Raw genomic sequence first — 23,715 nt, 5'->3', positions numbered from 1 at the left:
ACCACCACCGAAAGGACGAAGACCATGTCGTTCACCAGCTCCGCCCCGACGAGCCCCGGCCCCGTGCTCACCTCCGCGTCCGCCGAGTCCGCGCCCCGAGCAGACCTGCACCCGGGCAAGCCCCCGATACTGCATGCTCCGACCCCGGCCCAGGCCGATCCACCGGCCTGGGCCGCAGAACACCGCCACACCCTGGACGGCCTCGTCACCGAGCACGGTGCCGTACTCGTCCGCGGGCTCGGCCTGCGCGACACAGGGCAGGTGGCCTCCGTCTTCGGCCGACTGGCCCCCACCCTGATGAACGACACGGAAGCCTTCGCGCCCCGGCAGACGTACGCCCCCGGCGTGTACTCCTCCACGGCCTGGCCGGCCAGCCAGCCCATGTGCATGCACCACGAGCTCAGCTACACCCACAGGCCCCCCGGTCTGCTGCTGCTCGCCTGCCTGACGGCGCCCACCACGGGCGGAGCCACCGCCCTCGCGGATTCCGCCACCGTCCTGGACGCACTGCCGGCGGACCTCGTCCAGCGGTTCGAACAGCACGGCTGGCTGCTCACCCGCACCTACAACGACGAGATCGGCGCCTCCTGGACCGAGGCGTTCGGCACCGACGACCCGGCGGCCGTCGAAAGCTACTGCCGCGCCAACGCCGTCGAGTTCGCCTGGCAGGCCGACGGCAGCCTGCGCACCCGCCAGCACCGCCCCGCCGTGGTGCGGCATCCGGTCACCGGCAGGCGCTGCTGGTTCAACCAGATCGCGTTCCTCAACGAGTGGACGCTGGCGCCCGAGGTACGGGAGTACCTCATCGACGTCTACGGCCGTGAAGCCCTGCCGTTCAACACCAGCTTCGGTGACGGCGACCCGATCGGCGAGGACGTGGTCGACCTGATCAACACGGTCTACGCGGACCACACCGTCCGCGAGCCCTGGCAGCCCGGAGACCTGATGCTCATCGACAACATCCGCACCGCGCACAGCAGGGAGCCCTTCGAGCCGCCGCGCGAGGTCCTCGTGGCCATGGCCGCCCCACACCACCCGGCCCCGGCCTCGGAAGGGAGCACCCGATGACCGCGCCCCGTCCCACCCCTGCCCGGTCCCCGATCTCGGTGCCCCCGTTCGCCGTCATCTCCGGAGCCCAGGTCCAACAGACCCTCCAGGGCCAGGAACAGCAGATCATGGAGCTGATCGAGGCCACGTACGAACTCCACGCCGTCGGGGACTCGGTGAACCCGCCGTCGTACTTCCTGCGCTTCCCCGACCGCCCGACCGCGCGCATCATCGCGCTGCCCGCATCGATCGGCGGACGGGCGCGGGTGGACGGCATCAAGTGGATCTCCAGCTTCCCCGACAACGTGCAGGCAGGCATCCCCAGGGCATCGGCGGTGCTGATCCTCAACGACCACGACACCGGCTACCCGTTCGCCTGCCTGGAGAGCTCCATCATCAGCGCCACCCGAACGGCCGCGATGGCCGCATCAGCGGCCGGCAGCCTCAGCAGAGCCCGGCGGACACGACCGGCCCGCGTCGGATTCTTCGGAACGGGCCTCATCGCCCGCTACATCCACACCTTCCTGACCGCAACCGGCTGGTCCTTCGACGAGACCGGCGTGTACGACGTCTCCGCGGACAGCGCAGCCGGCTTCCACAGCTACCTGCAGGACGCCTCCGGGGACACCCGCGTCACCGTCCACGACAGCCCGGAGCAGCTGATCCGCTCCAGCGACCTGCTCGTCTTCGCCACCGTCGCCGGCCGGCCACACATCACCGACCCGGCATGGTTCGAGCACAACCCCCTGGTCCTGCACGTGTCCCTGCGCGACCTCGCCCCCGAGATCCTGCTCGCCTCGGCCAATGTCGTCGACGACGTCGAGCACTGCCTGAAAGCCGATACCTCGCCCCACTTGGCCGAACAGCTCACCGGAAACCGGGACTTCCTCACCGGCACCCTGCACGAGGTCGCGACCGGCCGGGCGGTACTGCCACAGGACCGCCCGGTGGTGTTCTCACCTTTCGGCCTGGGCGTCCTCGACCTCGCCGTCGGCAAGCACGTCTACGACGAGGCGGCCCGTTCCGGGCAACTGAACGTCATCGACGGCTTCTTCCACGAACTGAGCCGATACGGACAGCAGGACGCCCACTCCACCGTCGGCACGACGTAGGCCAGGCAGTCGCGTACCTGCGCTTCGGTCACCGCGATGACCCCATGATCGCCTGACAGGTTCTTCAAAGGTTCTTCATCACCCCGCCCTACGGTCGTGCCCGACCCGAGGTGAGGAGTGGAAGAACCCATGAGGACGAACCGGTTGCTGATGGCGACGCTCGCGGCGCCGCTCCTGGCGTTCGCGCTGGCCGGCTGCGGAAGTGGGAACGACACGAAGGAGATCCCGACGGCCGGCGACGGCACCTCGTCGCCCGCCGCGTCGCAGGCCGGCGGGCAGGGGGGCGCGCAGGGGGAGGTCGCCGCGTACGTGGACGCCCAGCGCAAGTGGGTCGGGTGCATGCGCCAGAACGGCGTCGACCTGCCGGACCCCGACGCCAAGGGCCAGGTCGAGACGGGCGACGTCGGCGCGCTGAAGAAGGACCCGAAGTTCCAGACCGCTTCCGAGAAGTGCGCCGACCTCAGGGTGACCGTGCCCAAGGCGGTGGAGAAGCTGCTGCGTCCCAAGCTCACGCCCGAACAGGTCAAGACCCAGCGCGACTACGCCGACTGCATGCAGAAGAACGGCGCCCCCGACTTCCCCGACCCGGGCCCGGACGGCTATGCCGAGGACGACAACTCGGGCAAGGCGATGTGGGACCAGAACGCGGCCGGCGCCAAGCAGGCCACCCGCGCCTGCGCCTCGATCATCGGCGACCCGGTCGGCACCGGCCCGGGCAAGGGGTGATCCCAGGGCTCGGGCAGGGGTGGGGTTCGGGGCCGGGAGTGGGGCGGGGCGGAGTGCGGGGCGGAGCATGGACAGGACTTCGGACAGGACTTCGGACATGACGGATCTGGAGCGGACGGAGCCGGAGCCGGGAGAGCCGGAACACGTGGCCGGGGCGGTGGCGGAGGGGAGCGCCGCCCCGGCTGCGGGCGCCGGCCGCGGCCGCACCGTCCTCGTGGCGGGCGCAGTCGCACTCGTCGCGGCGGTCGCGGTCGTCGGCGCCCTCGGCCTCGGCGGCGGGGCCGATGACCCCGGCACCCCGGCCCGGTCGGGCTCCACCGTCCAGGTGACCAAGGAGAACCTGGTCGAACGGACCAAGGTGGAAGGCCAGTTGGGCTACGGAGCCGAGATCCCGCTGCCGGTCAAGGCGACCGGAACGGTCACCTGGCTCCCCGAGCCAGGCACGACCGTCGAGCGCGGCGGTGAGCTGATCCGCGTGGACGACCGCCCCGTGGTGCTGCTGTACGGCGCGCTGCCGATGTTCCGCGAACTGGGCCTGGTCCAGGAGACGACGCCGCCCGCGCCGACACCGACGGCGACGCCGGGGAGCGGTCGCGGAGGGGACGGTCCGGGAGGCAGTGCGGCAGCGAGCGGAAGCACGGGCAAGGGCGGAGGCACGGGTACGGGTACGGGCGCGAGTACGGGCACAGGTACGGGCACGGCCGCCGGTACCGCCTCCGCCACCCGCCCCCTGCGCGGGATGGACGTCATGCAGTTCGAGCGGAACCTCGCCGCGCTCGGCTACACCGGCTTCACCGTGGACGAGGAGTTCACCACCGGCACCGCCACGGCGGTCAAGCGCTGGCAGAAGTCCCTGGGCCTGCCCCAGACCGGCCGGGTCGGCATAGGTGAGGTGATCTACTCCACCGGCCAGGTCCGCATCGGCCACGCCGCCGTCCGGCTCGGCTCCGCGGTCGGCGAGAACGCGCTCACCCACACCGGAACGGCCCGGAAGGTCGTGGTCAACGCCTCGGCGCAGGAGGCGTCCTGGGCGGTCCGCGGCGCCGCGGTCACGGTCACGCTGCCCGACGGGCGCGAAGCCCCCGGCGAGGTGGCGTCCGTGGGCACCAACGCGACCGCGGGTTCCGACAACGCCGGTGGCGGGGGAGGGGAGGAGGGTGGGGGACAGGGCGGCTCCGATGCGGCGCGCGCGACCGTTCCGGTGACCGTCGTCATCGCCGACCAAGAGGCCCTGGGCCGCCTGGAGAGCGGCCCGGTCGGCGTCTCGTACGTGGGGAAGGAGCGCCGGGGTGTCCTCTCCGTCCCGGTCGCCGCGCTCGTTGCGCTCGCGGAGGGGGGCCACGGTCTGGAGACCGCCGACGGCACGTTCGTGGCGGTGCAGACGGGTCTGTTCGCCGACGGCAAGGTGGAGGTCTCCGGGCCAGCCGTGCGCGAGGGCCTGAAGGTGCGGGTCCCCGAGTGAGCGCGGAGGCCCCCGAGGTGGTGCGCTTCGACGCGGTGTCCAAGACGTACCCCGGCGGGGTGGCGGCGGTTCGGGACGTCAGCCTGACCATCGGACGCGGCGAGTTCCTCGCGATCGTCGGCCCGTCGGGCTCCGGCAAGTCCAGCCTGCTCAACCTGATGGGCAGCCTGGACCGGCCCACCGCCGGCCGGGTGCTGGTCGACGGCCACGACGTCGCGGCCCTGTCCGACCGCGAGGTCTCGGCGCTGCGGGCCACCCGGATCGGCTTCGTCTTCCAGCAGTTCCACCTGGCGATCGGCGTGCCCGTCCTGGAAGCGGTGGCCGACGGCCTGCTGTACACGGGCGTCCCGGCGCGCCGCCGCAGGGTGATCGCGGCGGCGGCCCTCGACCGGGTGGGCCTCGGCCACCGAGTCCACCACCTTCCTCACCAGTTGTCCGGCGGCGAACGCCAGCGGGTGGCCGTGGCGCGGGCGGTGGTCGGCGAACCCGCGGTCCTGCTCGCCGACGAACCGACCGGAAACCTCGACTCGGCCTCCGGCGCCGCCGTACTCGCCCTGCTGCGCGAACTGCACACGGCCGGCACGACCGTCGTGATCATCACCCATGACCGTGAGATCGCCGCCGCGCTCCCGCGCCGCATCGAGATGCGCGACGGCCGCGTGGTCGCGGACTCGGGGCGCGCCCACGCGGCCACCACTCCCGCCGTGGACGCCGACTCCCTTTCAGGCCCCCGTACCGACCCGCTTTCAGACCCCCACACGCCCTCACCGGCGCCCGCGCCCTCCGGGCCGCGCGCGCCCCTCAGCCCCGAGGCGACCCCATGACGCTCCTCCGCCCTCCGGCCCGGCGCGGCGGCGCGCAGCTGCGGGCCGCCCGCCTCCACCCCGCCGACGTCGTGCGGCTCGGCAGCACCGGGCTGCGGACCCGCCCGCTGCGGGTGTTCCTGTCCGCGCTCGGAATCGCGATCGGGGTCGCCGCCATGATCGCCGTCGTCGGGATCTCGGGGTCCGGGCAGGCCGAGGTGGACCGGCGGCTCGACGCGCTCGGGACCAATCTCCTGCGGGTCACCCCGGGAAGCCGGCTCGGCGGCGGCACGACGCGGCTGCCGCAGGAGGCGACCGCCATGACGGGGCGGATCCCGCCGGTGCAGAGTGTCGCCGCCACCGGCGCGACCGATGCCCACGTCTACCGCAACGAGCGGATCGCCGTCGGGCGGACCGGCTCGCTCACCGTGCTCGCCGCCGGACGCGAGCTGCTCCCCGTGGTCGGCGGGCGGCTCGGCCGGGGCCGCTGGCTGGATGCCACGACCGAGCAGTACCCGGCCGTGGTCCTCGGCGCGACCGCCGCCCAGCGCCTCGACGTGCACACCCCGGGTACCCGGGTGTGGCTGGGCGGCCACTGGTTCTCGCTGGTCGGCGTCCTCGACCCGGTCCCGCTGGCCCCCGAGCTCGACGGGGCCGCACTCGTCGGCTGGCCGGCCGCCCGTACGTACCTGCGCTTCGACGGCCACCCGTCCACCGTGTACGTACGGGCCGAGGACCGGCAGGTCGCGGCCGTACGGTCGGTGCTCGCGGCCACCGCCAACCCCGCGGCCCCGGGCGAGGTACAGGTCTCCCGCCCCTCCGACGCGCTCGCGGCCCGCGAGGCCACCGAGTCCGCGCTGACCGGACTGCTGCTCGGCCTCGGCGGGGTGGCGCTCCTCGTCGGCGGGGTCGGGGTCGGCAACACCATGGTCATCTCCGTCCTGGAGCGCCGTCCCGAGATCGGCCTGCGGCGGGCGCTCGGCGCGACCAAGGGTCAGATCCGGGTCCAGTTCGTGACCGAGTCACTGCTGCTCTCGCTCCTCGGCGGCCTCGGCGGCACCGTCCTCGGCACGCTGATCACGGCCGCGTACGCGCTCTCGCGGGGCTGGCCCACGGTGGTGCCGGTGTGGGCGACGGCCACGGGCGTCGCCGCGACGCTGGTGATCGGGATGATCGCGGGGCTCTATCCGGCGGTACGGGCCAGCCGGCTCGCCCCGACCGAGGCGCTGTCCGGCACCTGACCGCTGCCCCTGCCCCGGGCCGCCCGCCCGGCCCACGGGACCGACCCGGCCCGCGTGCGGAACCCGCCCCACCTCGGTCCGGATGCGGCCAACCTGCCCCGGGAACCGCCTGCCGTCCCGATTCGTCCCCCGGCCGCCCGGAACGGACGGGTCCCGTGAAGCGGATCGTTCCGGTCTCCGCGCGGGGTGCCGGGAATCGTTCCAACCGGAATTCGGCAGGGAATTGGCCACCCTGGCCGGACTCATGCGAAAGACTCCGGAATGAGATAAACCGGCAATTTCTGAAAAGCGACCGGGCCCGGCGTACGGCATTGAACAAAGCGCGCCCCACGGCAAGGCTTCTCCCTGTACCCGAACGAACTGACCCGCCCGGCGCAACAGCTCGGCGGGAAATCCACGAGTTCAGGGAGACCAAATGAATCTTCGGACGAAGGTCGCCGCGGCGGCCATCGGTGTCTTCGCGGCCACCGGCGGCCTGGTCCTGCCCGCCACGGCCGTCGCCGCGCCCTCCGGCGCGGCCGCGTGCAGCTCCCCCGGCTGGAGCGTCAAGGACGGGAAGACCGGCAACACCACCTCCAACGCGGTGAACATCCGCTCCGGTTCGTCCACCGGCTGTACCGCCCTCGGCCAGGCCCAGATCGGCCACGCCCTGCGCTACGACTGCTACGTGAGCGGTGAGAACGGCACCTGGTCGCACATCTACGACTACGCGACCGGGTACCAGGGCTGGATCAAGGACAGCCTGCTGACCGGCAACGGGGCCAGCGTCCACTGCTGAACCGGGTCTCCGGACCACCGCTGACCGGTCCACGGACCACGTGACCCGGTCTCCTGGCCACGTGGTCCGTCACGTGACCGGGGGATCGGGCGTCCGGGCGACCGGGGGCCCGATCGGGTCACGGGGCAGCGCCGCCCCGCACGGGCAGCGCGACCGTGAAGACCGTTCCCACCCCCACCTCGCTCTCGACCTCGATCCCGCCCTGGTGGTCCGCCACGATCTGACGGGCGATCGAGAGCCCGAGCCCGCTGCCCCCGGTCGTCCGGCCGCGCGCCGCGTCCGCCCGCCAGAACCGGTCGAAGAGCCGGGGCAGATCGGTCGCCGGGATTCCGCTGCCGGTGTCCCGTACCGCGAGGTGCGCCAGCCCGTCCCGTTCGGTCACCTCGATCCGTACGCTGCCTCCCGGAGCCGTATGCCGCACCGCGTTGCCCACCAGGTTGCTGAGCGCCTGCCGCAACCGTCCCGGATCCCCGTACAGCCGTACCGGCACCATGGGGACGGCCGTCGAGAGCTCGACCCCGGCCGCCGCGGCGAGTGCGCCGTGCGCCGTACGGCACGCCTCGGCCAGCACCCGCGCGTCGAGGCTCGCACGGTGGTACGTGAGGACGCCGGCCTCCGCGAGTGCCAAGTCCTGCAGGTCGTCCACGATCCGCTGCTGGAGCAGCACCTCCTCGTGGAGCGAGTCGAGCAGTTCGGGGTCGGCCGTCAGGACCTCGTCGCGCAGCGCCTCCAGATAGCCGCGGAGATTGGCCAGCGGCGTGCGGAGTTCGTGCGCGATGTCCCCGACCATGCGCCGCTGCCGCTCCTCGCTGGCCTGGAGCGAGTGAGCCATGCGATTGAAGGAGCGCCCGAGCTCGGCGATCTCGTCCTTTCCGGCCTCCGGTACCCGGCGGGCCAGGTCCCCCTCGCCGAGGCCGCGGGAGGCGGCGGTCAGCGCCCGGACCGGGCGGAGCACGGTCCGGCTCAGCAGCAGCGCCCCCAAGGCGGCCGCGGCGGCTACGGCTACGGCTACGGCGACAGTGGGGCCGACGGCCAGCGAGCGCCCGGTGCCGTCGAGTGCGCCGAGCCTGACGGTGAGCGGCTGTGGGGCGACCTTCGCGGTCCGCTCGGCGAACAGCCGCCGCAGGCAGTCCGTGCGCGCGGCCCCCTCCTGGCGGCCGCAGGCGGCATCGATGGCGGCGCCGCTCTCGCGCAGCTCGGCGGGGTCGCCGACGGCAGCCGGCGGGGCGCAGGTCCCGCTGGTCTCGGCCGGGCCCGTGCCCGCGTCCGCGTACTCGGGTACGCCGAGGGCGCCGACAGTCATGGTGACGGCCCGGCCGGCCCGGGTCAGACAGCCCGCGTACGTGACGCTCCGCGCGTACTGGTCGATGGCCGAAGCCGTCATCTTGGGCTGTGAGGGGACGAATCCGCCGCCGGGGAAGACCGGTTGGGGGCGCGGATCGACGAACAGCGGGGCTGCGGTGCCGCGGCCCCTCGGCTCGCGGCCGAGCAGCACGTCGGAGTCGGCGAGCTGGGTGCCGGTCGCGTCGGTGATCCGGATCCGCTGCCCGGTGTCCCGCGCGAGTTCCCGTACGGTCCCGCCGACACCGTCCCAGGTCCCGTGCTCCAGCGCGTACTGCCTCAGCGCCTCGGTGATCCCCGCGACGACCTGCCGATCGGCTGCGGCCGACTCCCGCACCTGCCGGGTGACCTGCGCGAGCGTCAGCCACGCGGTCGCCGCCGTGGCGGCGACCACGACGAGGAGGAAGAGCGCGAACACCCGGACCCGGAAGCTCACGCGCCCGCCCCCGCGCCGTCGGCGAGCCGGTACCCCCGCCCGTACACCGTCTCGAGCAGCCGCGGCCGCCCGGGATCCGTCTCCAGCTTCCGCCGCAGGTTCATCACATGGGCGTCGACCGTCCGTTCCAGGACGCCCCGGTCCAGGCTGAAGACGTGGTCGATGAGCTGGGCCCGGGTGAAGACCCGCCCCGGTTCGCGGGCGAGGACCTCCAGGAGGGCGAACTCCTTGGCGGTGAGCACCACCGGCCGCCCGGCCACGTGCACCTCGAAGCGTGCGGGGTCCAGTTCGAGGGCGCCGACCCGCAACGGGCCCGGCCTGGCGGCGCCCGCGCCGCCGGTGTGGGACCGGCGGAGCAGCGCCCGGACCCGGGCGGTGAGCTCACGCGGGCTGTAGGGCTTGGTCAGGTAGTCGTCGGCGCCGAGATCGAGGCCGAGGAGCAGGTCCTCCTCGGTGCTCCGGGCGGTGAGCAGCAGGATGGGGACCTCGGAGCCCTCGGCCCGCAGGATGCGGCACACGTCGAGCCCGTCGACGTACGGCAGCATCACGTCCAGAACGATGAGATCCGGCCGGTTGGCCCGCGCGTATTCCAGCGCACTCCGTCCGTCGGCCACGACCTGGACCGCGTTTCCCTCCCGCTCCAGATAGATCCGGACGAGCCGTGACTGCTTTTCGTCGTCCTCGGCGACCAGAATGCGTGCACTCACCGATTTCCCCCACCCCGGACCAGGAATTCACTCAGAAGGCGACGGGGCAACGTTATTACACGGTGTCGGCAGCGGTAACGCCGAGGGCCGAACGAAATCCCGAGTGGTTCGCGGCATGGGTCGATGCCCAGGCGGTCTGGACGAAGGCTTCAGATCCCACGACCAGAGCGTTACGTTCCGTCCCTCCGTAAGGAAGGAACCCTCGTCGTGCGATCACTCTTCCGCGCCCTCGGTGCGTCCACCGTCGCCCTGGTCCTCGCCGCCCCGCTGGCCCCCGTGGCCGCGCACGCCGCGCCCCGGGCCGCCGTACGAGCCGTCCACGGCTCCAGCACCCCCAGCCGTGTCCTCGCCGTACCGGGCACGGTCAACTTCCGTGACACCGGCGGGTACATCACGTACGACGGCGAGAGAACCCGGTGGGGGGTGCTGTACCGCTCGGAAACCCTGTCGAAGCTCCCGCCGGAGGGCGTCACCGAGCTCGGCCGGCTCGGGCTCGGCAGCGTCATCGACCTGCGCACCGGCCCCGAGGTCCAGGCCGACGGCCTCGACCGCCTCCCGGCCGGCGTCACCTCCAACCCCAAGCCCGTGGACGACACCAACCTGTTCGCGTTCATCGGGCAGATCGTCCGCAGCAAGGACCCCGCCTACCAGCAGGCCCAACTCGGCAACGGCGCGGCGGAAGCCCGGATGACCGCGCTGTACAGGGGCTTCGTCACCAACCCGGCGAACCGTTCCGCGCTCGGCGCCGCGATCCGTGCGGTCGCGAACTCCACCAAGCCGATCGCGTTCCACTGCTCCGCGGGCAAGGACCGCACCGGCGTCCTCGCAGACACGATCCTGCGCGCGGTCGGCGTCCCGGCCACCGTCTCCGAACAGGACTACCTGCTCTCCAACCAGCTGCGCGCCGCCTCCGACAAGGCACTTCGGGACCAGGTGAAGGCCGGCGGGTACATGCAGAACCCCGACCTGCTCATCCCGCTCCAGGAGGTCCGCAGCCCGTACCTCGCCGCGTTCCGCGACCAGGCCGTCGCCGACTACGGCAGCTTCGGCACCTTCCTGACCAACGGCCTCGGCCTCGACATCCCCACCCTGATCAAGCTGCGCGGGCGCATGGTCGACTGACCCGCAAAACCTGTGGCGCACCCCGCCGTGCCCCAGCACCACGAGCTGCCGCCGTGCCACACCGGGACGGCGGCAGCTCGTGTGTGGGGTCGTGGTGAAGCGGCCGCTGCAGTCGCTCGGAATGCCCGAACTCACCCAGGAGGGAGAGCAGTTCAGTTTCGGACACCGCGGACCGCCCACGCGCGATCCGCCCTCCCGGCGGTGCTGCCGGAGGCATTGTCCGAGCCTGCCCCTAGAGTCACCCCAACGTGATCGCGGCGGCGCTGCGACCGGGGGTGTGCCGTGCCGTGCCATGCCCCGGACCAGGCCGTCTTACCGAGGAGACAGCACATGGGGTGGGTTCCGGCCGGCGACTACGAAGTCGCCCTCGACGACGGGAAAGTGGTCTGCCGCAACGCGGCGGGGCGCCGGCTGAAGACGGTCCCGGCAAAACTCGTGGACGACCCGGCCGTGATCGGACTGCGCCAGCTGGTGGAGTGGCTGGACCGGCACGAACGCCAGTGCGTCGCCGACGTCGAGCGCTGGATGGTGCGCTCGCTGCCCGTGCCCGTCGCGGTCATTGCCCAGGTGTGGCAGGACACGGCCTGGCGCTCCGCACTGCGCGACCTCGTCGTCACGGGTGAGGACGGCGAGGTCGCCGGATTCCTGCGCGACGCCGACCCCGTACGGGGCCTCGGCCTGGTCGACCTCGACGGCGACACGGTGCGCATCAGCCCCGAACTGGTCCGCATCCCGCACCCGGTGCTGCTGGCGGACCTGGAGGAACTCCGCGAGTTCGCGGTCGAGCTCACCGTGGACCAGCAGGTGCAGCAGCTCTTCCGCGAGGTCTGGCACCGCCCGGCCGACCTGGACCCCGAGACCGCCTCGGTCGACGACTACGCGGGCGGCGCCTTCAAGGAACTGCGGTTCCTGCACGGGCGGACCACCCAGCTCGGCTACCGGGCCCGCGGCGGCCAGGCGGTCTGCCCGGTCGTCGAGGACGGCCGGGCGGTCGAGGCGCGCATCTGGATCGGCGACTACGACAGCTACGAGCGGACCGAGACCGGCTCACTGACCTGGACCGATGTTGCCGGCCGGGCCCTGACCGCAGGACAGGTCGGCCCGGTCGCCTGGTCGGAAGGCATGCGCATGGCGGCCGCCCTGTACGCGGGACGCGACATCGAGGACGAGGAGCAGGCGGCATGAACACCGACACGAGCACCGACACGAACACCGGCGTGAGCACTGAGACGAACGTCGACACGAACACCGGCGCGCACCCCGACGACGTCACCCGGGCCGCCGCCCTGCTGGACGCCGGGGCGATCCTGCGCGCCGGTTCCGTCGCCCGCGACGACGCCGACACCCTCACCGCCCGGACCTACACCCACCCGGCCCTGGACGACCGGCGCGTGGTGCGCCTGGTGGCGGGCACCCTGGGCGAGGCCGAGGACCTGGCCCTGGACTTCCTCGGACTCGCCCGCGAGCCCGAAGCCCCCGAGGTGGGGCAGGTGCGCCGGGAGACACTGGGCTTCCCCGCCTGGGCCCTGGTCAACGACCCGGCCAACGGCCACCACGCGCTGGCCCTGGTCAAGGACATGGAACGGCTGACCCGCCAGGCCAAGTCCCGGGCCGGCGCCGCCAAGGACGGCTTCGAGGCACTCGCCACCCGACTCGGCCGCGCCGTACCGCACTTCCTGCCGACGTTCTACGAGCAGGCCGCGCGCGTCTTCCTCCAGCACGACAACAGCACCTACGCCGCGACGCTCTTCGGCAAGGCGCGCGCCGCCGAGCGCGTCCACGGCCTGCCGGTCGACGAGGAGCGGCAGCGGGCGGTCTTCCTGGAGTTCGCCTTCGCCGGAGCCCTGACCGTCAAGGCGCTCAAGGACCACGCGCAGGACCTCTCCCGCCGGCTCGCCCCGGCCGAGGCCTGGGCGCAGTTCCGGCAGCTCGCCGTCGAACGCTGCGGTGCGGGCATGGCACCGTACGCCACCCTGCCGCAGGACGCCCGCGCGCTCATCAAGGCCGCGGGCCTGGACCGGGAGACGGCCGAGAGCGCCTTCGTCGGCGACCTGATCGCCTCGCCGAGCATCGTGCGGGCCCCCGCGTCCTTCTGGACCGCCTACCGGCCGACCCTGGTGGCGCTCGCCGCCGCACGTCCGGAGATCCGCATCCGGCTGCTGGAGATCATGCCGGCCGGCCTCGGCGGCGACCGGAAGGCCGACGAGGCCTGGCTGTCGCTGCTCGCCGAGACGGGCGCGGACGCCCTGCTCACCGACGAGCGCAGCACGGACGGCGTCGACCCGGCGGACTGGCTCAGCCGCTGGGCCCTGCACCGCAAGCACGGCTCGTCCAGCTCGCAGCGGTGCGCACGCACCCTGGCCCTCGTCGAGCGCATGGCCCCCCGGCTGCGCTCCGACGGCCGTCCCGCCGACCTCTTCCAGGGACGCTGGCACGCGGGCGCCGACCTGGACCTGCTCGACGCCTGCGTCGCCTGGGGCGTTCCGGTCACCGAACCGGCGCCGGGCGCCAACGTCCACCTCCCGCTGGAGCGCTGGATCGGCGACGACACCCCGGGCCGCCGCGACCTGACGGCCGTCGTCGGCCGCCCCCGCTTCCGCGGACTGCTGTACGACGCGCTGAACGGCCTGAACGGCCATCGCACGGGGGACTCCGTACTCACCGCGATCGCCGCCCACCCGGTGCTCGGCGCCGTGCTCCACGACTGGCTGCGCGATCGCACCGCGGAACTCACCGGTGCGGCAGGACTGCCCGGCTCGCGCGCCGCGCTGCGGCGCCTGTCGTCCTTCCGCGCGGTCGCCGGCCAGGTCAACCCGCAGGCCGTCGCCGACATCGCCGCGTACGACCTGGCGCCGGTCCTCGGCGCCACCCTGCGCGCCGGCGTCCTGGACGAACTGGGCTGGCCTGCCCTGGAGGAGACCTACCGGCGCCTCGACAGCGACCAGGCCGACAAGGACCACTGGATGGTGGTCTGCGAGGCCTGGCCCGCCCTGGTCATCGCCAACCGCCACACGGCCGTCGTGGTCGGCCCCGAAGGGGTGCTCCTCGAACACGAACTGCGCCTGCCGGCCGACCTGGACCACTGGCAGCGCCCCCGCTTCCGCTACACCGACGGGGAACTCCTCGTCATCTGGACGCAGGACGGCAAGCAGCGCGCCTACTGGTCGACCCGCCCCGCCGACCCCTTCGTCCTCGGCGGCGAACAACTGCCGCAGTGGTGGAACGGGCAGGACGTCGACTTCCCGTCGCTGCCCCTGCCCGCCGGCGGCCGCGCCACCGGCGGCCGCACCCTGCACGCGGGCGACACCACCCTGCCGTCCACCCGGCCCGTCCTCGGCGACGGCACCGGACACTGGCGCCAGGGCAAGCAGGGCCGCGACCACTGCTGGGTCGAGTACGACCCGGCGGGCGGCACCCACGGCCGTGCTTCGCTGCCCGCGTTCCTGCAGTCGGGAATCCGCGACGGCGCCCGCCTCGTGACCGAGGAGTGCGAGGTCCTGCCGCTCCTCCCGGGCCTGGAGAGTACGCCGTTCGGCACCGACGGCACCGTCCTGGGCCGCTGGGTGCGCACCGAGGGACAGGGCCCCGACCGCCGCATCACCTCCGGTACCCCCGACGGCAGGACCGTCACCCTGCCCGCCGAGCCGGTCCGCCGGGACCCCGTACCGCTGGGCGCCCTGCGGCTGCCGGGCGGAGCCGCGCCCCTCGCCGCCCTCGTCGGCGGCAGCGTCGTGCTGTACCCGGAGGGCGCCGTCACCACCGACGCGCTGGGATCGGTCCCCCTCGGCGACCGCGGCGGCGAGTACGCCGCCGGCACCCGGTACGTCCCGCCGACCGCTTTCTGGCACGCCCTGCGCCCGCGCGACGAGCAGGGCTCCGTCGCCCTGCGCACGGTCACCGACGCACAGATCGCGGCCCTCCTCGACGCCGTCGCCACCGCACTGGCCGCGCGGAAGGCCGCGGTCGCGGCCGACCCGGCCCACGACGGCCCCACCGCGGGCGAGCTGACCGAGGCCGCCGTCGCCGCGGCGCTCCCCGCACTGACCGACGCCCGGCTGCTCACCGGCGTGAGCGCCCTGGTCCGGACGGCCGTCCACCACCGCGCCGCCACCGCCGCGTACGCCACACCCCCGCAGGACGCGCAGAGCAGCGGGAAGCCGTACGGAGACGGGATGTACGCCGACCACCGGCCCGTCCACGGCGACGACGGCACCCTCACCGCAGCCGTCGCCGGGATCGCCGCATCGGGCGGATACCGCTACTGGGGACGGGACGAGAAGTGGAGCGGCCTCCAGCAGATCCTCTCCGTCAACCAGGTCCTGTCCGGCAAGCCCGCCGACGGCACGCCGCTGCCCGACCCGACCGCGCTGCCGGCCCTCGGCGACGGCTGGACGAGCGAGCCCCGCACCGTCCCCGGCATGGACCTGGCCTGGCTGCCGTTCCTGGACGCCCTCGGCCCCCTCGCCTACCGGGCCGCTGCCCCCACCACCACCGACGAGCACCGGGAGGCGCTGCTCCTCCTCCTGGAAGCGGTCGCCACCGGCCCGCTCGCCCACCCCGTCGGCGCCCTGCGCCAGGTCCGGCTGTGCGAGGAGGAGGGCGAGGACCGGGCCGACAAGAACAAGAAGCAGCGGATCGGCCAGGTGCTGCGCCGCGGCGACCGCACGGTGGTGATACTCAGCCGGGAGTACTCCCGCCGCGACGGCCGCGTCCACTGGCTCGCCCTCGACCACGACCCGGAAGGGGTGTTCGGCCAGATCGCCGACTTCACCCACCACGAGGACCAGGGGTACGCCCCCGCCCTCCCGCACGAGCGCCTGCTCGGGCTGATCCGCCTCGTCCGCGAGCGCGGCGCCGCACCGTGGCGGCCCGAGGCGCCCGCCACCCTCGACGCCGCCACGGGCATCGGGCCCGCACAGGCGACCCTGCTGGTCGCGGCGGGCACCGGAGAACCCCACGTGGCCGCACTGGCCCTGACGGGCCTCAAGGCCCGGCAGGCGGAACGGGCCCACGAACGGCTCAGCGGGCTCGGCGCCACCCACCGGCTGGCACTGCTGGACGCGCTCCTGCCCGCCGACCCCGCCGACCTGTGGGAGACCGGCCCCGACACCGCGGCGGCCGCCAAGACCTGGGCGCAGCGCCTGGGATCGCTGGTCCGGCTCCCGGAGGACCTGGGAGACGTCCTGGCCGGCGTCACCGTCGCGTCGGCGGAAGCCGTCCTCAACCCCGACCGCACCCCGTGGCTCAGCCGCACCACCCCCATGCGGCTCGACAAGGACGGCGACCTCGTCGCGGAGGACCCGGCCGCCGTCCCCGGCCGCCACCACCTCGCGGGCGCGGTGGCCGCGCTGAGCGGGCTCGCGTACGGGCTGCCGTACGGCCATCCGCTGCGCGCCCACCTGCCGGCCGGACTGGCCGCGCTGCGCCGGCGCCTGGCCGACCCCGGCCTCATCCTCGACCTGGACGTGGAGTGGACGGAGAAGGGCACCGCGACCGCGCTCCCGCTGCGCACCGCGTACGGCGTGCCCGCGACCGGAGGGGCGGGAGCCGACGGCCTCACCCGCCTCGGGGACGCCCTCGTGCTGCGCCCCTGGTACGGCGACACAGAGATGACGCTGGTGCGTACGGCCGGGCTCACCGGCGCGGACGACCCCGTCTTCGGGCTGCTCGAAGGGCTGGTCGGTACGGGCCGCGCGCACAGTCTCGCGGCGGTGCGGACCCTGCTCGGCGACGACCTCGAACAGGCCGTCCTGGCCGGTTCGGCTCCCGGCGGCTTCACCGGCTACGCCCAGGACCCCGCCCGCTCCGTCCCGGAGCTGGTGGCCGAGGTCGCCGAGACCCACGGCCTGGGCGAGGACGCGGCCGTGCTCTACCTGCAACTGCTCGCACTGCCCGACCCGACCGACCGCGACCGGACCCGCTGGACCGGGTGGACGCCGGGCCGATCGAAGAAGGCCAGGACCGAACTGGCCGCCAGCGGCCTGGTCCTGGAAGCCAAGCGGTCCCGCGCGGGCCGGACCCTGTTCCTGCCCTGCGGCTGGCACGAGTTCAAGGCCCCCGCCCTGCCGGTGGAGACCTGGAAGGAGCCCCTCTACCCGCTCCGCGACCGCACCCGGGCCGTGCCGCACCAGCCGGTGCCCGCCCTGTTCGCCCGCACATGGGGCCGCGTCAAGGACGGCGACGCCCCCGCCTTCGAAGAACTCACCACCCGTGCCACCCGGAAGGGCCGCCGCCGATGACCACCGACACCACTGTTTCCGCACCCCCATCCGAAGCTCCGGCCGCCCGGCAGGTCACCCCGCCGGAGGACCGGCACGCCACCGAACTGGCCTTCCTGGCCGCCTACGACGACGGCCCCCGCCCGCCCGCCTGGCTGCTGACCCCGCGCGCCGTCGTCACCTTCGTGATGGGCAGCGCGGGCGAGGTCCTGCGCCTGCCCGAGGGCGCCGCGGCACCCGACGGCGTCCCGCGCAAGCTGGTCGTCGAGCAGAAGTTCGTCGGCGACCGCGCCCTGGTGGAACGCTGCGTCGTCACCCTCGCCGGGGAACGCGGACTGCTGCTCGTCGGCGAGCCCGGCACCGCCAAGTCGATGCTCTCCGAACTGCTGTCCGCCGCCGTGTGCGGCACCAGCGGCCTGGTGGTACAGGGCACCGCGGGCACCACCGAGGACCAGCTCAAGTACGGATGGAACTACGCACTGCTCCTGGCCCAGGGCCCCACCCGGCAGGCCCTGGTGCCCTCCCCGGTCCTCACCGCCATGACCCGCGGCGCGGTGGCCCGGGTCGAGGAGATCACCCGCTGCCTGCCCGAGGTGCAGGACGCCCTGGTCTCCCTCCTGTCCGAACGGCGCATCGCCGTCCCGGAGCTGGCCGGCAGCGCCGACGCCCTCGCCCATGCCGCCCCCGGCTTCACCCTCATCGCGACCGCCAACCTCCGCGACAAGGGCGTCTCCGAGATGTCCGCGGCCCTCAAGCGCCGCTTCAACTTCGAGACCGTCGGCCCCATCGGTGACCTGGACGCCGAGACCGCCCTGGTACGCCGCCAGGCCCACGCGGCCGTCACCCGGGCCGGTGCCCCCTTCCAGGTGGACGACGCGATCCTCGAAGCCCTCGTGACGGCCTTCCGCGACCTGCGCGACGGGCGGTCGGCCGAAGGCTGGGAGGTCGAGCGCCCGTCGACGGTGATGAGCACCGCCGAGGCGGTGTCCGTAGCCGGTTCCCTGGCCCTGGCCGCCGCCTACTTCCCCGGGGACCGGGACGTGCTGTCCCTGCTCCCCGGCCACCTGCTGGGCGTGGTCCGCAAGGACGACCCGGCCGACGCCGCGAGGCTGCTGGGCTACTGGGACGGCGCGGTGCGCCGCCGGGCCGAGCAGGGTTCGGCCACCTGGCGCACCCTGTGGGACCTGCGCCCGGCCCTGGAGGGCTGACACCATGACCGCTGCACCTCCGGCCCCCGCCACCACGGCGGAACCCTCCACCGTCCCGCCCGAGTCCACCACCCCGGCCATGACCCCGGACGAGGCGGTGGAGGCCCTGACCGACCCCACCGCCCCGTACCTCATCGGCGTCCGCCACCACGCGCCGTCGCTCGCCGCCGTCATGCCCGAACTCCTGGAGGCGGCCGAGCCGGAGGTGCTGCTCGTGGAGCTGCCCGCGGATCTGCAGGAGTGGCTGCCCTGGCTCGCCCACGCCGACACCCGGGCCCCCGTCGCCCTGGCCGCCGTCCCCGCCGGCGCCGGCGGGGACGGGCGCGGGCCGGCCTTCTACCCGTTCGCCGATTTCTCCCCCGAACTCGTCGCCCTGCGCTGGGCCGCCCGCCACGGCATCCCCGTGATCGCCTGCGACCTGCCGCTGTCCGACCAGGCCCGGCTCGAGCCCCGGGACGCGCATCCGCACGAACCCCGGCACCCGGCCGCGGCGGGCCACGACGGCCCGGGACTGCGCGAGGCGCTCACCGCCCGACTCACCGGCCGTCCCGGCGAGGACCTGTGGGACCGCCTCGTGGAGACCGCCGCCCCCGGCTCCCCGCCCGAGGCGCTGCGCCGCGCCGCCCTGCTCACGGGCTGGGCGCTGCGGCACGACGCCGAACGGGCCGGGGCGGTGGCCTCGTCGGACCTGGCCCGCGAGCGCTGGATGCGCGCCCGGATCCACGAGGCCACGGCCGCCGGGCGCCGGGCGGCCGTGGTGGTGGGCGCGTTCCACACCCCGGCGCTGCTGGGCCCCGGGACCGCCCCGGTGCCGCCCGCGGACCCGCTCCCCGGCGGGCCTGCCTGGACCGTTTCCCTCATCCCGTACACCTATCCGCTGCTGGACGAGCGGTCCGGCTACCCGGCCGGTATCCGCGACCCCGAATGGCAGCACCTGATCCTGGAAGCGGCCGGCCGTCCGGCCGCCATCAACGAGGCACTGCTCACCACGGCCGTGCGGATCTGTGGCGAACTGCGCGCGCAGGACCACCCCTCCGGTCCCGCCGACGCCCGAGAGATCGTCCGGCTGGCGGGCGACCTCGCCCGGCTGCGCAGCCTGCCCGCGCCCGGCCGCGGCGAACTGATCGAGGCCGTCCAGACCGTACTGGCCCAGGGCGAACCGCTCGGCCGCGGGCGCGCCGTCGCCCGCTCGCTGGAACGGGTCCTGGTCGGCACCCGGTCCGGCCGGCCCGCACCCGCCGCGCCGCGCAGCGGGCTGGCACCGGCCGTGGAGGAGGAGGTCGCGTCCCTCGGCCTGCCCGGCCCCACCGACACCGGCCCCGCCGCCCGCGACCTGCGGCTCGACCCCCTGCGCTCGGACCTCGACCGCCGCCGCGAACTCCTGCTGCGCCGCCTGACGGTCTGCGGCGTCCCCTATGCCACGTCGACACCCGTGACGGGTGCGGGCGCCGGCGAGGCCGTGACCACCCGGTGGGAAGTGCGGTGGACACCGGCCACCGCCGCCGTGCTCACCGCCGCTGGAGTACGCGGCGTCACCCCGGCCCAGGCCGCCGAGGGCCTGCTGCGCGAACGGCGCCGCGCCGAACAGGACGACGGCGGTCCCACCGCCGCCCAGAGCATCGACGGCCTCGCCCAGGCCGCCGCCTGCGGACTGCCCGCCCTGGCCGACGAACGCCTCGCGGAACTGGGCGACACCGTCCCGGCCACCGGCACGCTGCCCCAACTCCTCTCCGCCCTCGCCCTGCTGGACCGCATCCGGGGTGGCCACATCGCCGGACTCGGCCCGGACCCGGACCGTGCCGCGCGATCGGCGGCCGTCGGTGAACTGCTCACCTCGACCGCCGTCCGCCAGGTCGACGGCCTCACCGGCTCCGACGACCCCGACGACGCCCGAGCACTGGTCGAACTCGCCCACCGCGCGGACGTCTTCGGCGGAATCCGGCTCACCGACGCCCTCACCCGACTGGCCGCCGACGGCTCGCCGCTGATGTCCGCCGCGGCCGGAGCCGTCCGCGTCCTGCTCGGCCACGAGGACGCCCACGCCTTCGGGACCCGCACCGCGTCCTGGGTGGACGCGGCGACGGACACCGCCACCCGGACCGCGCTGACCGCCCGCCTCACCGGCCTGCTCACCGCGGCCGGCCCACTCCTGGAAACCATGGCGCCCGTCCTCGACCCGGTACTGGAGCGCGTCACCGACCTCGGCGACGCCGCCTTCCTGGACCGCCTGCCCGCACTGCGCGGAGGCTTCGACACCCTCAGCCCCGCCTCCCGCGACCGTCTGCTCACGGCGGTGGAGGACCGGCTCGGCGACGCCGCGGGCCGGGTCGGCGACACGGACGGCATCGACCCGTCCGCGCTGGCCAGGTGGACCCGCGCCGACCTCGCCGCCCGCGCGACCCTGGCCCGACTGGGCCTGCTGCCCCCCGCCCCCCAGACGACTCCCGACCCCCACCTGCCGCCCGCCGCGTCCCCGGACGACCGCGATGACCCCGATGACCGCACCGGGAAATCGCCAGCGCCCGCCGCATCCGGGGGAGCGGCCGGGGAGGCCGCGCCCGTGCCGGACCGGGTCCTGGCCCCGGCGGACCGCTGGCGGCTGGTCCTCGGACGCCGCACCGACCAACTGCCCCCCTCGGCAGCGCCGCTGGCCACCGCGCTGGACGAGCTGTACGGCACCGGCCGCGGCGAGGGCTCCCGCGGCGATCTCGGCGCGGGCAACCGCGGCGGCCGCGAGGCGCCCTACCCCGGCGTCCGCGAATGGTCCGAGCAACTGTCCGCCCTGTTCGGCCCGGGCATCCGCGAGGAGGTCCTCGCGGCGGCCGCCGCGTCCGGCCGCCGCGACGTCCTGGGCGAACTCGACCCCGACAGCGTCCGCCCCTCCGTCGACCTGCTGCGTACGGTCCTCCAGCACGCGGGCGGCCTCCCCGAGGCCCGGCTCGGCGCACTCCGCCCCCTGGTCCGCCGGCTCGTCGACGAACTCACCCGGCAGCTCGCCACCCGGCTGCGCCCCGCCCTGACCGGCCTGGCACTGCCCCGCCCGAGCCGGCGCCCCGGCGGCCGGCTCGACCTGGCCCGCACCCTGCACGCCAACCTCGCCACCGCACGCCGGGCCCCCGACGGCAGCGTCCAGGTCGTTCCCGAGCATCCGGTGTTCCGCTCCCGCGCCCGCCGCGCCGCCGACTGGCGGCTGATCCTGGTCACCGACGTCTCCGGATCCATGGAGGCCTCCACCATCTGGTCGGCCCTCACCGCAGCCGTCCTGGCGGGGGTGCCCACCATCTCCACGCACTTCCTCGCCTTCTCCACCGAGGTCCTCGACCTCACCGACCACGTGCACGACCCGCTCTCCCTCCTGCTGGAGGTACGGGTCGGCGGCGGCACCCACATCGCCGCCGGGCTGCGCCACGCCCGCACCCTGGTGACCGTGCCGTCCCGCACCCTGATCGTCGTGATCAGCGACTTCGAGGAAGGCCATCCGGTCGGCGGGCTCCTCTCCGAGGTACGCACCCTCGTCGGAGCCGGCTGCCACGTACTCGGCTGCGCGAGCCTGGACGACACCGGCCGCCCCCGGTACTCGACCGGCGTCGCCGGGATGCCCGTCGCCGCCGGGATGCCCGTCGCCGCCCTCAGCCCGCTCGAACTCGCCCGCTGGGTAGGGGAGAAGATCGCATGAGCCAGGACAGCCAGCACCTGCCCGCTGTCGCGCCCGCCGTGACCGCCGAGATCGTCGGCGCGCTCTCGCCCAGGCTGCGCAAGCGGCTCGACGGCGCCATCACCAAGATCGCCGACCGGCCCGTCGTCCGCGACGGCGACACCGTGCGGATCACGGTCGACGACGAGACCGCCCTGGAACTCCACGCCCCCGCCGGGGTGGTGAACACGGCGGACGCCATCCGCTGCGGCTGCCTGCTCGCCCCGGGCTGCCTGCACCGGGCAGCGATCGCGTCCGCCGCACCGGTGGCCGACCCCTTGGCCGACCCGTCGGACACATCGGACACGTCCGGCCCGTCGAACCAGTCCGACCCGTCCGACCCGTCCACCCCGTCCGATCCGGACACGGCCCAACCGTCCCCCGGCGACGCCCCCAGCCCCCCTCAGCCACCGAAGCCCGAAGAGAGCGCGCCCACCCCCGAGCAGCGGGCCGCGGCCGGCCACCTGTGGACAGCGGGCGCCGCCCTGCTCGACACGGGCATCGAAGGCGCCGGAGCCGTCCTGCAGGCCGAACTGCTGCGGGCGGCCCACACCGCCAAGCTCGCCGGCCTGCCCCGCCCGGCCGCGGCCGCCGTCTCCGTCGTCACCACACTGCGCTCCGCCCGGTCCGCAGACCCCGCCTACCGGCTCGCCGACCTCACGGCAGCCGTCCTGGAACTGCTCGGCACCGCCCACCGGCTGCCCGACGCCGACGGGCCCGAACTGGCCGCCCTGCGCGGCACCGCCCGGCAGACCTACGTACCGGACGGATCCCTGCGCCTGTACGGCCTGTTCACCGAGCCCCTGATCACCGCGGGCGGCTACGCGGGCGCCATCACCTGGACCGCCGCCGCCGACGGCCGCCTCTACACCGTCTCGGACGTCGCCCCGGGCGGCCCCGGCCGGGCCACGGCGGCCGCCGGGCGCACCGTACGGCTGGGCGACACCGCGCTCACCCACCGCCAGTTGTCCCACGCGGGGCTCGCCCTGTCGGGGGCCACCGTCTCGCCCACCGGCCGCCTCGGCGCGGGCGCCGGGGTCAGGGCGGTCCAGGCGGCGGGCGCGGCCTGGACCGACGAACCGCTCGCCGCCCTGTGGGCACCGCCCGCCGCCGAACAGGTCGCGCGCGCCCTGCACTCCCAGGCACCGGGCGCCGACCTGCTCTTCCTCGACGTGACGATCCTGGGCCCCGCCCGCGAGGCCGGCGGGGACTGCCTCCTCGCCACGTGCGGGGACCTGGCACTCCGCCTCACCGCGGCCCACGACCATCCCGCGCTGGCCTACCGCGACAACCTCAGGATGCTCGCAGCCCTGCCCGGTACGCGCCTGCGCGTCGTCGGCCGTCTCCTCCCGGACTCCCGGCCCAGCGTCCAGCTCCTGGCGGCCGCCCACCCGGCGGATCCCGTACGCCGCGTCGACCTGGGCCTGGACCGGCTGCAACGGGCCGACCTCCCCCCGGCCCCTCAGCCGCCCGTCGTGCAGGTTCCCGCCGACCGGGAGGCGGACCAGGCGCCCCTCCACCTCCTGCGCCGCCGCCTGGAACAGGCCGTTGCCGCCGGACGCCCCTTCCTGGCCGTCCCGGGAACCCTGCCGGCCGACGCCGCGGAGCTGCGCCGCTCGGCCCTGCGCACCGCCGCCGATCTCCTGGCCGAACTGCAGCGCACCGCCACCCGGCGCGCCCGCGACCCCTTCGGCCGCCTGCTCCCCGCCGACCCGACCGATTTCGCCCGCACCTGGCTGGCCGCGGCCCGGTACACCGAGGCGGCCGAGACCTCGCTGTGCGAGGCTGCCTGGCACCGGGAACGGTGAGGGCCGGGTCGC

The 23,715-nt window shown here is 74.6% G+C and carries 15 protein-coding genes; 13 read left to right on the top strand and 2 right to left on the bottom strand.

All coding sequences use genetic code 11. The features are described from left to right. The first annotated feature begins 24 nt into the window (after positions 1 to 24). From ACZ60J_RS01285 to ACZ60J_RS01255, 7 genes are all read left to right on the top strand, one after another. A complete protein-coding gene (locus ACZ60J_RS01285; RefSeq protein WP_469677907.1) occupies positions 25 to 1,068 on the top strand; it encodes a TauD/TfdA family dioxygenase in 1,044 nt (347 codons plus the stop codon). After that, positions 1,065 to 2,159, top strand: coding sequence for a 2,3-diaminopropionate biosynthesis protein SbnB (gene sbnB, locus ACZ60J_RS01280; RefSeq protein WP_469677905.1), 1,095 nt, complete (start codon positions 1,065 to 1,067; stop codon positions 2,157 to 2,159). The genes ACZ60J_RS01285 and sbnB overlap by 4 nt, the downstream gene beginning before the upstream one ends. 129 nt (positions 2,160 to 2,288) lie before the next feature. Then, on the top strand, positions 2,289 to 2,885 hold the full coding sequence (locus tag ACZ60J_RS01275; protein ID WP_469677903.1) for a hypothetical protein: 597 nt from the start codon (positions 2,289 to 2,291) through the stop codon (positions 2,883 to 2,885). Positions 2,886 to 2,982: 97 nt separating this feature from the next. Continuing rightward, positions 2,983 to 4,347, top strand: a complete 1,365-nt coding sequence (locus ACZ60J_RS01270) for a peptidoglycan-binding protein (protein ID WP_469677901.1) — start codon at positions 2,983 to 2,985, stop codon at positions 4,345 to 4,347. Continuing rightward, a complete protein-coding gene (locus ACZ60J_RS01265) occupies positions 4,344 to 5,171 on the top strand; it encodes an ABC transporter ATP-binding protein (protein WP_469677899.1) in 828 nt (275 codons plus the stop codon). Before ACZ60J_RS01270 ends, ACZ60J_RS01265 begins: the two co-directional genes overlap by 4 nt. Then, positions 5,168 to 6,391 carry an ABC transporter permease gene (locus ACZ60J_RS01260; protein WP_469677897.1) on the top strand — a complete coding sequence of 408 codons (1,224 nt, stop codon included), beginning with the start codon at positions 5,168 to 5,170 and terminating at the stop codon, positions 6,389 to 6,391. The genes ACZ60J_RS01265 and ACZ60J_RS01260 overlap by 4 nt, the downstream gene beginning before the upstream one ends. A gap of 415 nt (positions 6,392 to 6,806) precedes the next feature. Beyond that, positions 6,807 to 7,169, top strand: coding sequence for an SH3 domain-containing protein (locus tag ACZ60J_RS01255; RefSeq protein ID WP_469677896.1), 363 nt, complete (start codon positions 6,807 to 6,809; stop codon positions 7,167 to 7,169). A 118-nt stretch (positions 7,170 to 7,287) separates the two neighbouring features. On the opposite strand, the gene ACZ60J_RS01250 is transcribed toward ACZ60J_RS01255, so the two are convergent. Together ACZ60J_RS01250 and ACZ60J_RS01245 are read right to left on the bottom strand one after the other, a co-directional pair. Beyond that, positions 7,288 to 8,946, bottom strand: coding sequence for a sensor histidine kinase (locus tag ACZ60J_RS01250; RefSeq protein WP_469677894.1), 1,659 nt, complete (start codon positions 8,944 to 8,946; stop codon positions 7,288 to 7,290). Further along, entirely contained in the window at positions 8,943 to 9,653 is a 711-nt protein-coding gene (locus ACZ60J_RS01245) for a response regulator transcription factor (protein WP_469677892.1), read from the bottom strand. The genes ACZ60J_RS01250 and ACZ60J_RS01245 overlap by 4 nt, the downstream gene beginning before the upstream one ends. Before the next feature lie 207 nt (positions 9,654 to 9,860). On the opposite strand from ACZ60J_RS01245, the gene ACZ60J_RS01240 reads away from it, so the two are divergent. The 6 genes from ACZ60J_RS01240 (at position 9,861) to ACZ60J_RS01215 (ending at position 23,703) form a co-directional block, all read left to right on the top strand. Next, positions 9,861 to 10,775: a tyrosine-protein phosphatase gene (locus tag ACZ60J_RS01240; protein ID WP_469677890.1), complete on the top strand. Its 915-nt coding sequence runs from the start codon at positions 9,861 to 9,863 to the stop codon at positions 10,773 to 10,775. 330 nt (positions 10,776 to 11,105) lie between these two features. Beyond that, a complete protein-coding gene (locus ACZ60J_RS01235; protein ID WP_469677888.1) occupies positions 11,106 to 11,960 on the top strand; it encodes a DUF4132 domain-containing protein in 855 nt (284 codons plus the stop codon). After that, a complete protein-coding gene (locus tag ACZ60J_RS01230; protein ID WP_469677886.1) occupies positions 11,957 to 17,014 on the top strand; it encodes a hypothetical protein in 5,058 nt (1,685 codons plus the stop codon). The genes ACZ60J_RS01235 and ACZ60J_RS01230 overlap by 4 nt, the downstream gene beginning before the upstream one ends. Beyond that, positions 17,011 to 18,201: an ATP-binding protein gene (locus ACZ60J_RS01225; RefSeq protein ID WP_469677884.1), complete on the top strand. Its 1,191-nt coding sequence runs from the start codon at positions 17,011 to 17,013 to the stop codon at positions 18,199 to 18,201. The genes ACZ60J_RS01230 and ACZ60J_RS01225 overlap by 4 nt, the downstream gene beginning before the upstream one ends. A gap of 4 nt (positions 18,202 to 18,205) precedes the next feature. Further along, positions 18,206 to 21,877: a vWA domain-containing protein gene (locus tag ACZ60J_RS01220; protein WP_469677882.1), complete on the top strand. Its 3,672-nt coding sequence runs from the start codon at positions 18,206 to 18,208 to the stop codon at positions 21,875 to 21,877. Further along, positions 21,874 to 23,703, top strand: a complete 1,830-nt coding sequence (locus tag ACZ60J_RS01215; RefSeq protein WP_469677880.1) for a hypothetical protein — start codon at positions 21,874 to 21,876, stop codon at positions 23,701 to 23,703. The genes ACZ60J_RS01220 and ACZ60J_RS01215 overlap by 4 nt, the downstream gene beginning before the upstream one ends. The last annotated feature ends 12 nt before the right edge of the window (positions 23,704 to 23,715 follow it).

The sequence above is a fragment of the Streptomyces sp. NPDC104226 genome (genome assembly GCF_055584085.1).
The sequence above is the reverse complement of the archived record's forward strand: the minus strand, read 5'-3'. Positions and strand labels throughout refer to the sequence as shown.

What these genes read in the sequence shown, in the direction of transcription:
- ACZ60J_RS01230 (WP_469677886.1), top strand. Translation starts at nt 11,957, where the DNA reads ATGAACACCGACACGAGCACCGACACGAACACCGGCGTGAGCACTGAG.
- sbnB (WP_469677905.1), top strand. Translation starts at nt 1,065, where the DNA reads ATGACCGCGCCCCGTCCCACCCCTGCCCGGTCCCCGATCTCGGTGCCC.
- ACZ60J_RS01260 (WP_469677897.1), top strand. Translation starts at nt 5,168, where the DNA reads ATGACGCTCCTCCGCCCTCCGGCCCGGCGCGGCGGCGCGCAGCTGCGG.
- ACZ60J_RS01255 (WP_469677896.1), top strand. Translation starts at nt 6,807, where the DNA reads ATGAATCTTCGGACGAAGGTCGCCGCGGCGGCCATCGGTGTCTTCGCG.
- ACZ60J_RS01270 (WP_469677901.1), top strand. Translation starts at nt 2,983, where the DNA reads ATGACGGATCTGGAGCGGACGGAGCCGGAGCCGGGAGAGCCGGAACAC.
- ACZ60J_RS01220 (WP_469677882.1), top strand. Translation starts at nt 18,206, where the DNA reads ATGACCGCTGCACCTCCGGCCCCCGCCACCACGGCGGAACCCTCCACC.
- ACZ60J_RS01225 (WP_469677884.1), top strand. Translation starts at nt 17,011, where the DNA reads ATGACCACCGACACCACTGTTTCCGCACCCCCATCCGAAGCTCCGGCC.
- ACZ60J_RS01275 (WP_469677903.1), top strand. Translation starts at nt 2,289, where the DNA reads ATGAGGACGAACCGGTTGCTGATGGCGACGCTCGCGGCGCCGCTCCTG.
- ACZ60J_RS01215 (WP_469677880.1), top strand. Translation starts at nt 21,874, where the DNA reads ATGAGCCAGGACAGCCAGCACCTGCCCGCTGTCGCGCCCGCCGTGACC.
- ACZ60J_RS01235 (WP_469677888.1), top strand. Translation starts at nt 11,106, where the DNA reads ATGGGGTGGGTTCCGGCCGGCGACTACGAAGTCGCCCTCGACGACGGG.
- ACZ60J_RS01285 (WP_469677907.1), top strand. Translation starts at nt 25, where the DNA reads ATGTCGTTCACCAGCTCCGCCCCGACGAGCCCCGGCCCCGTGCTCACC.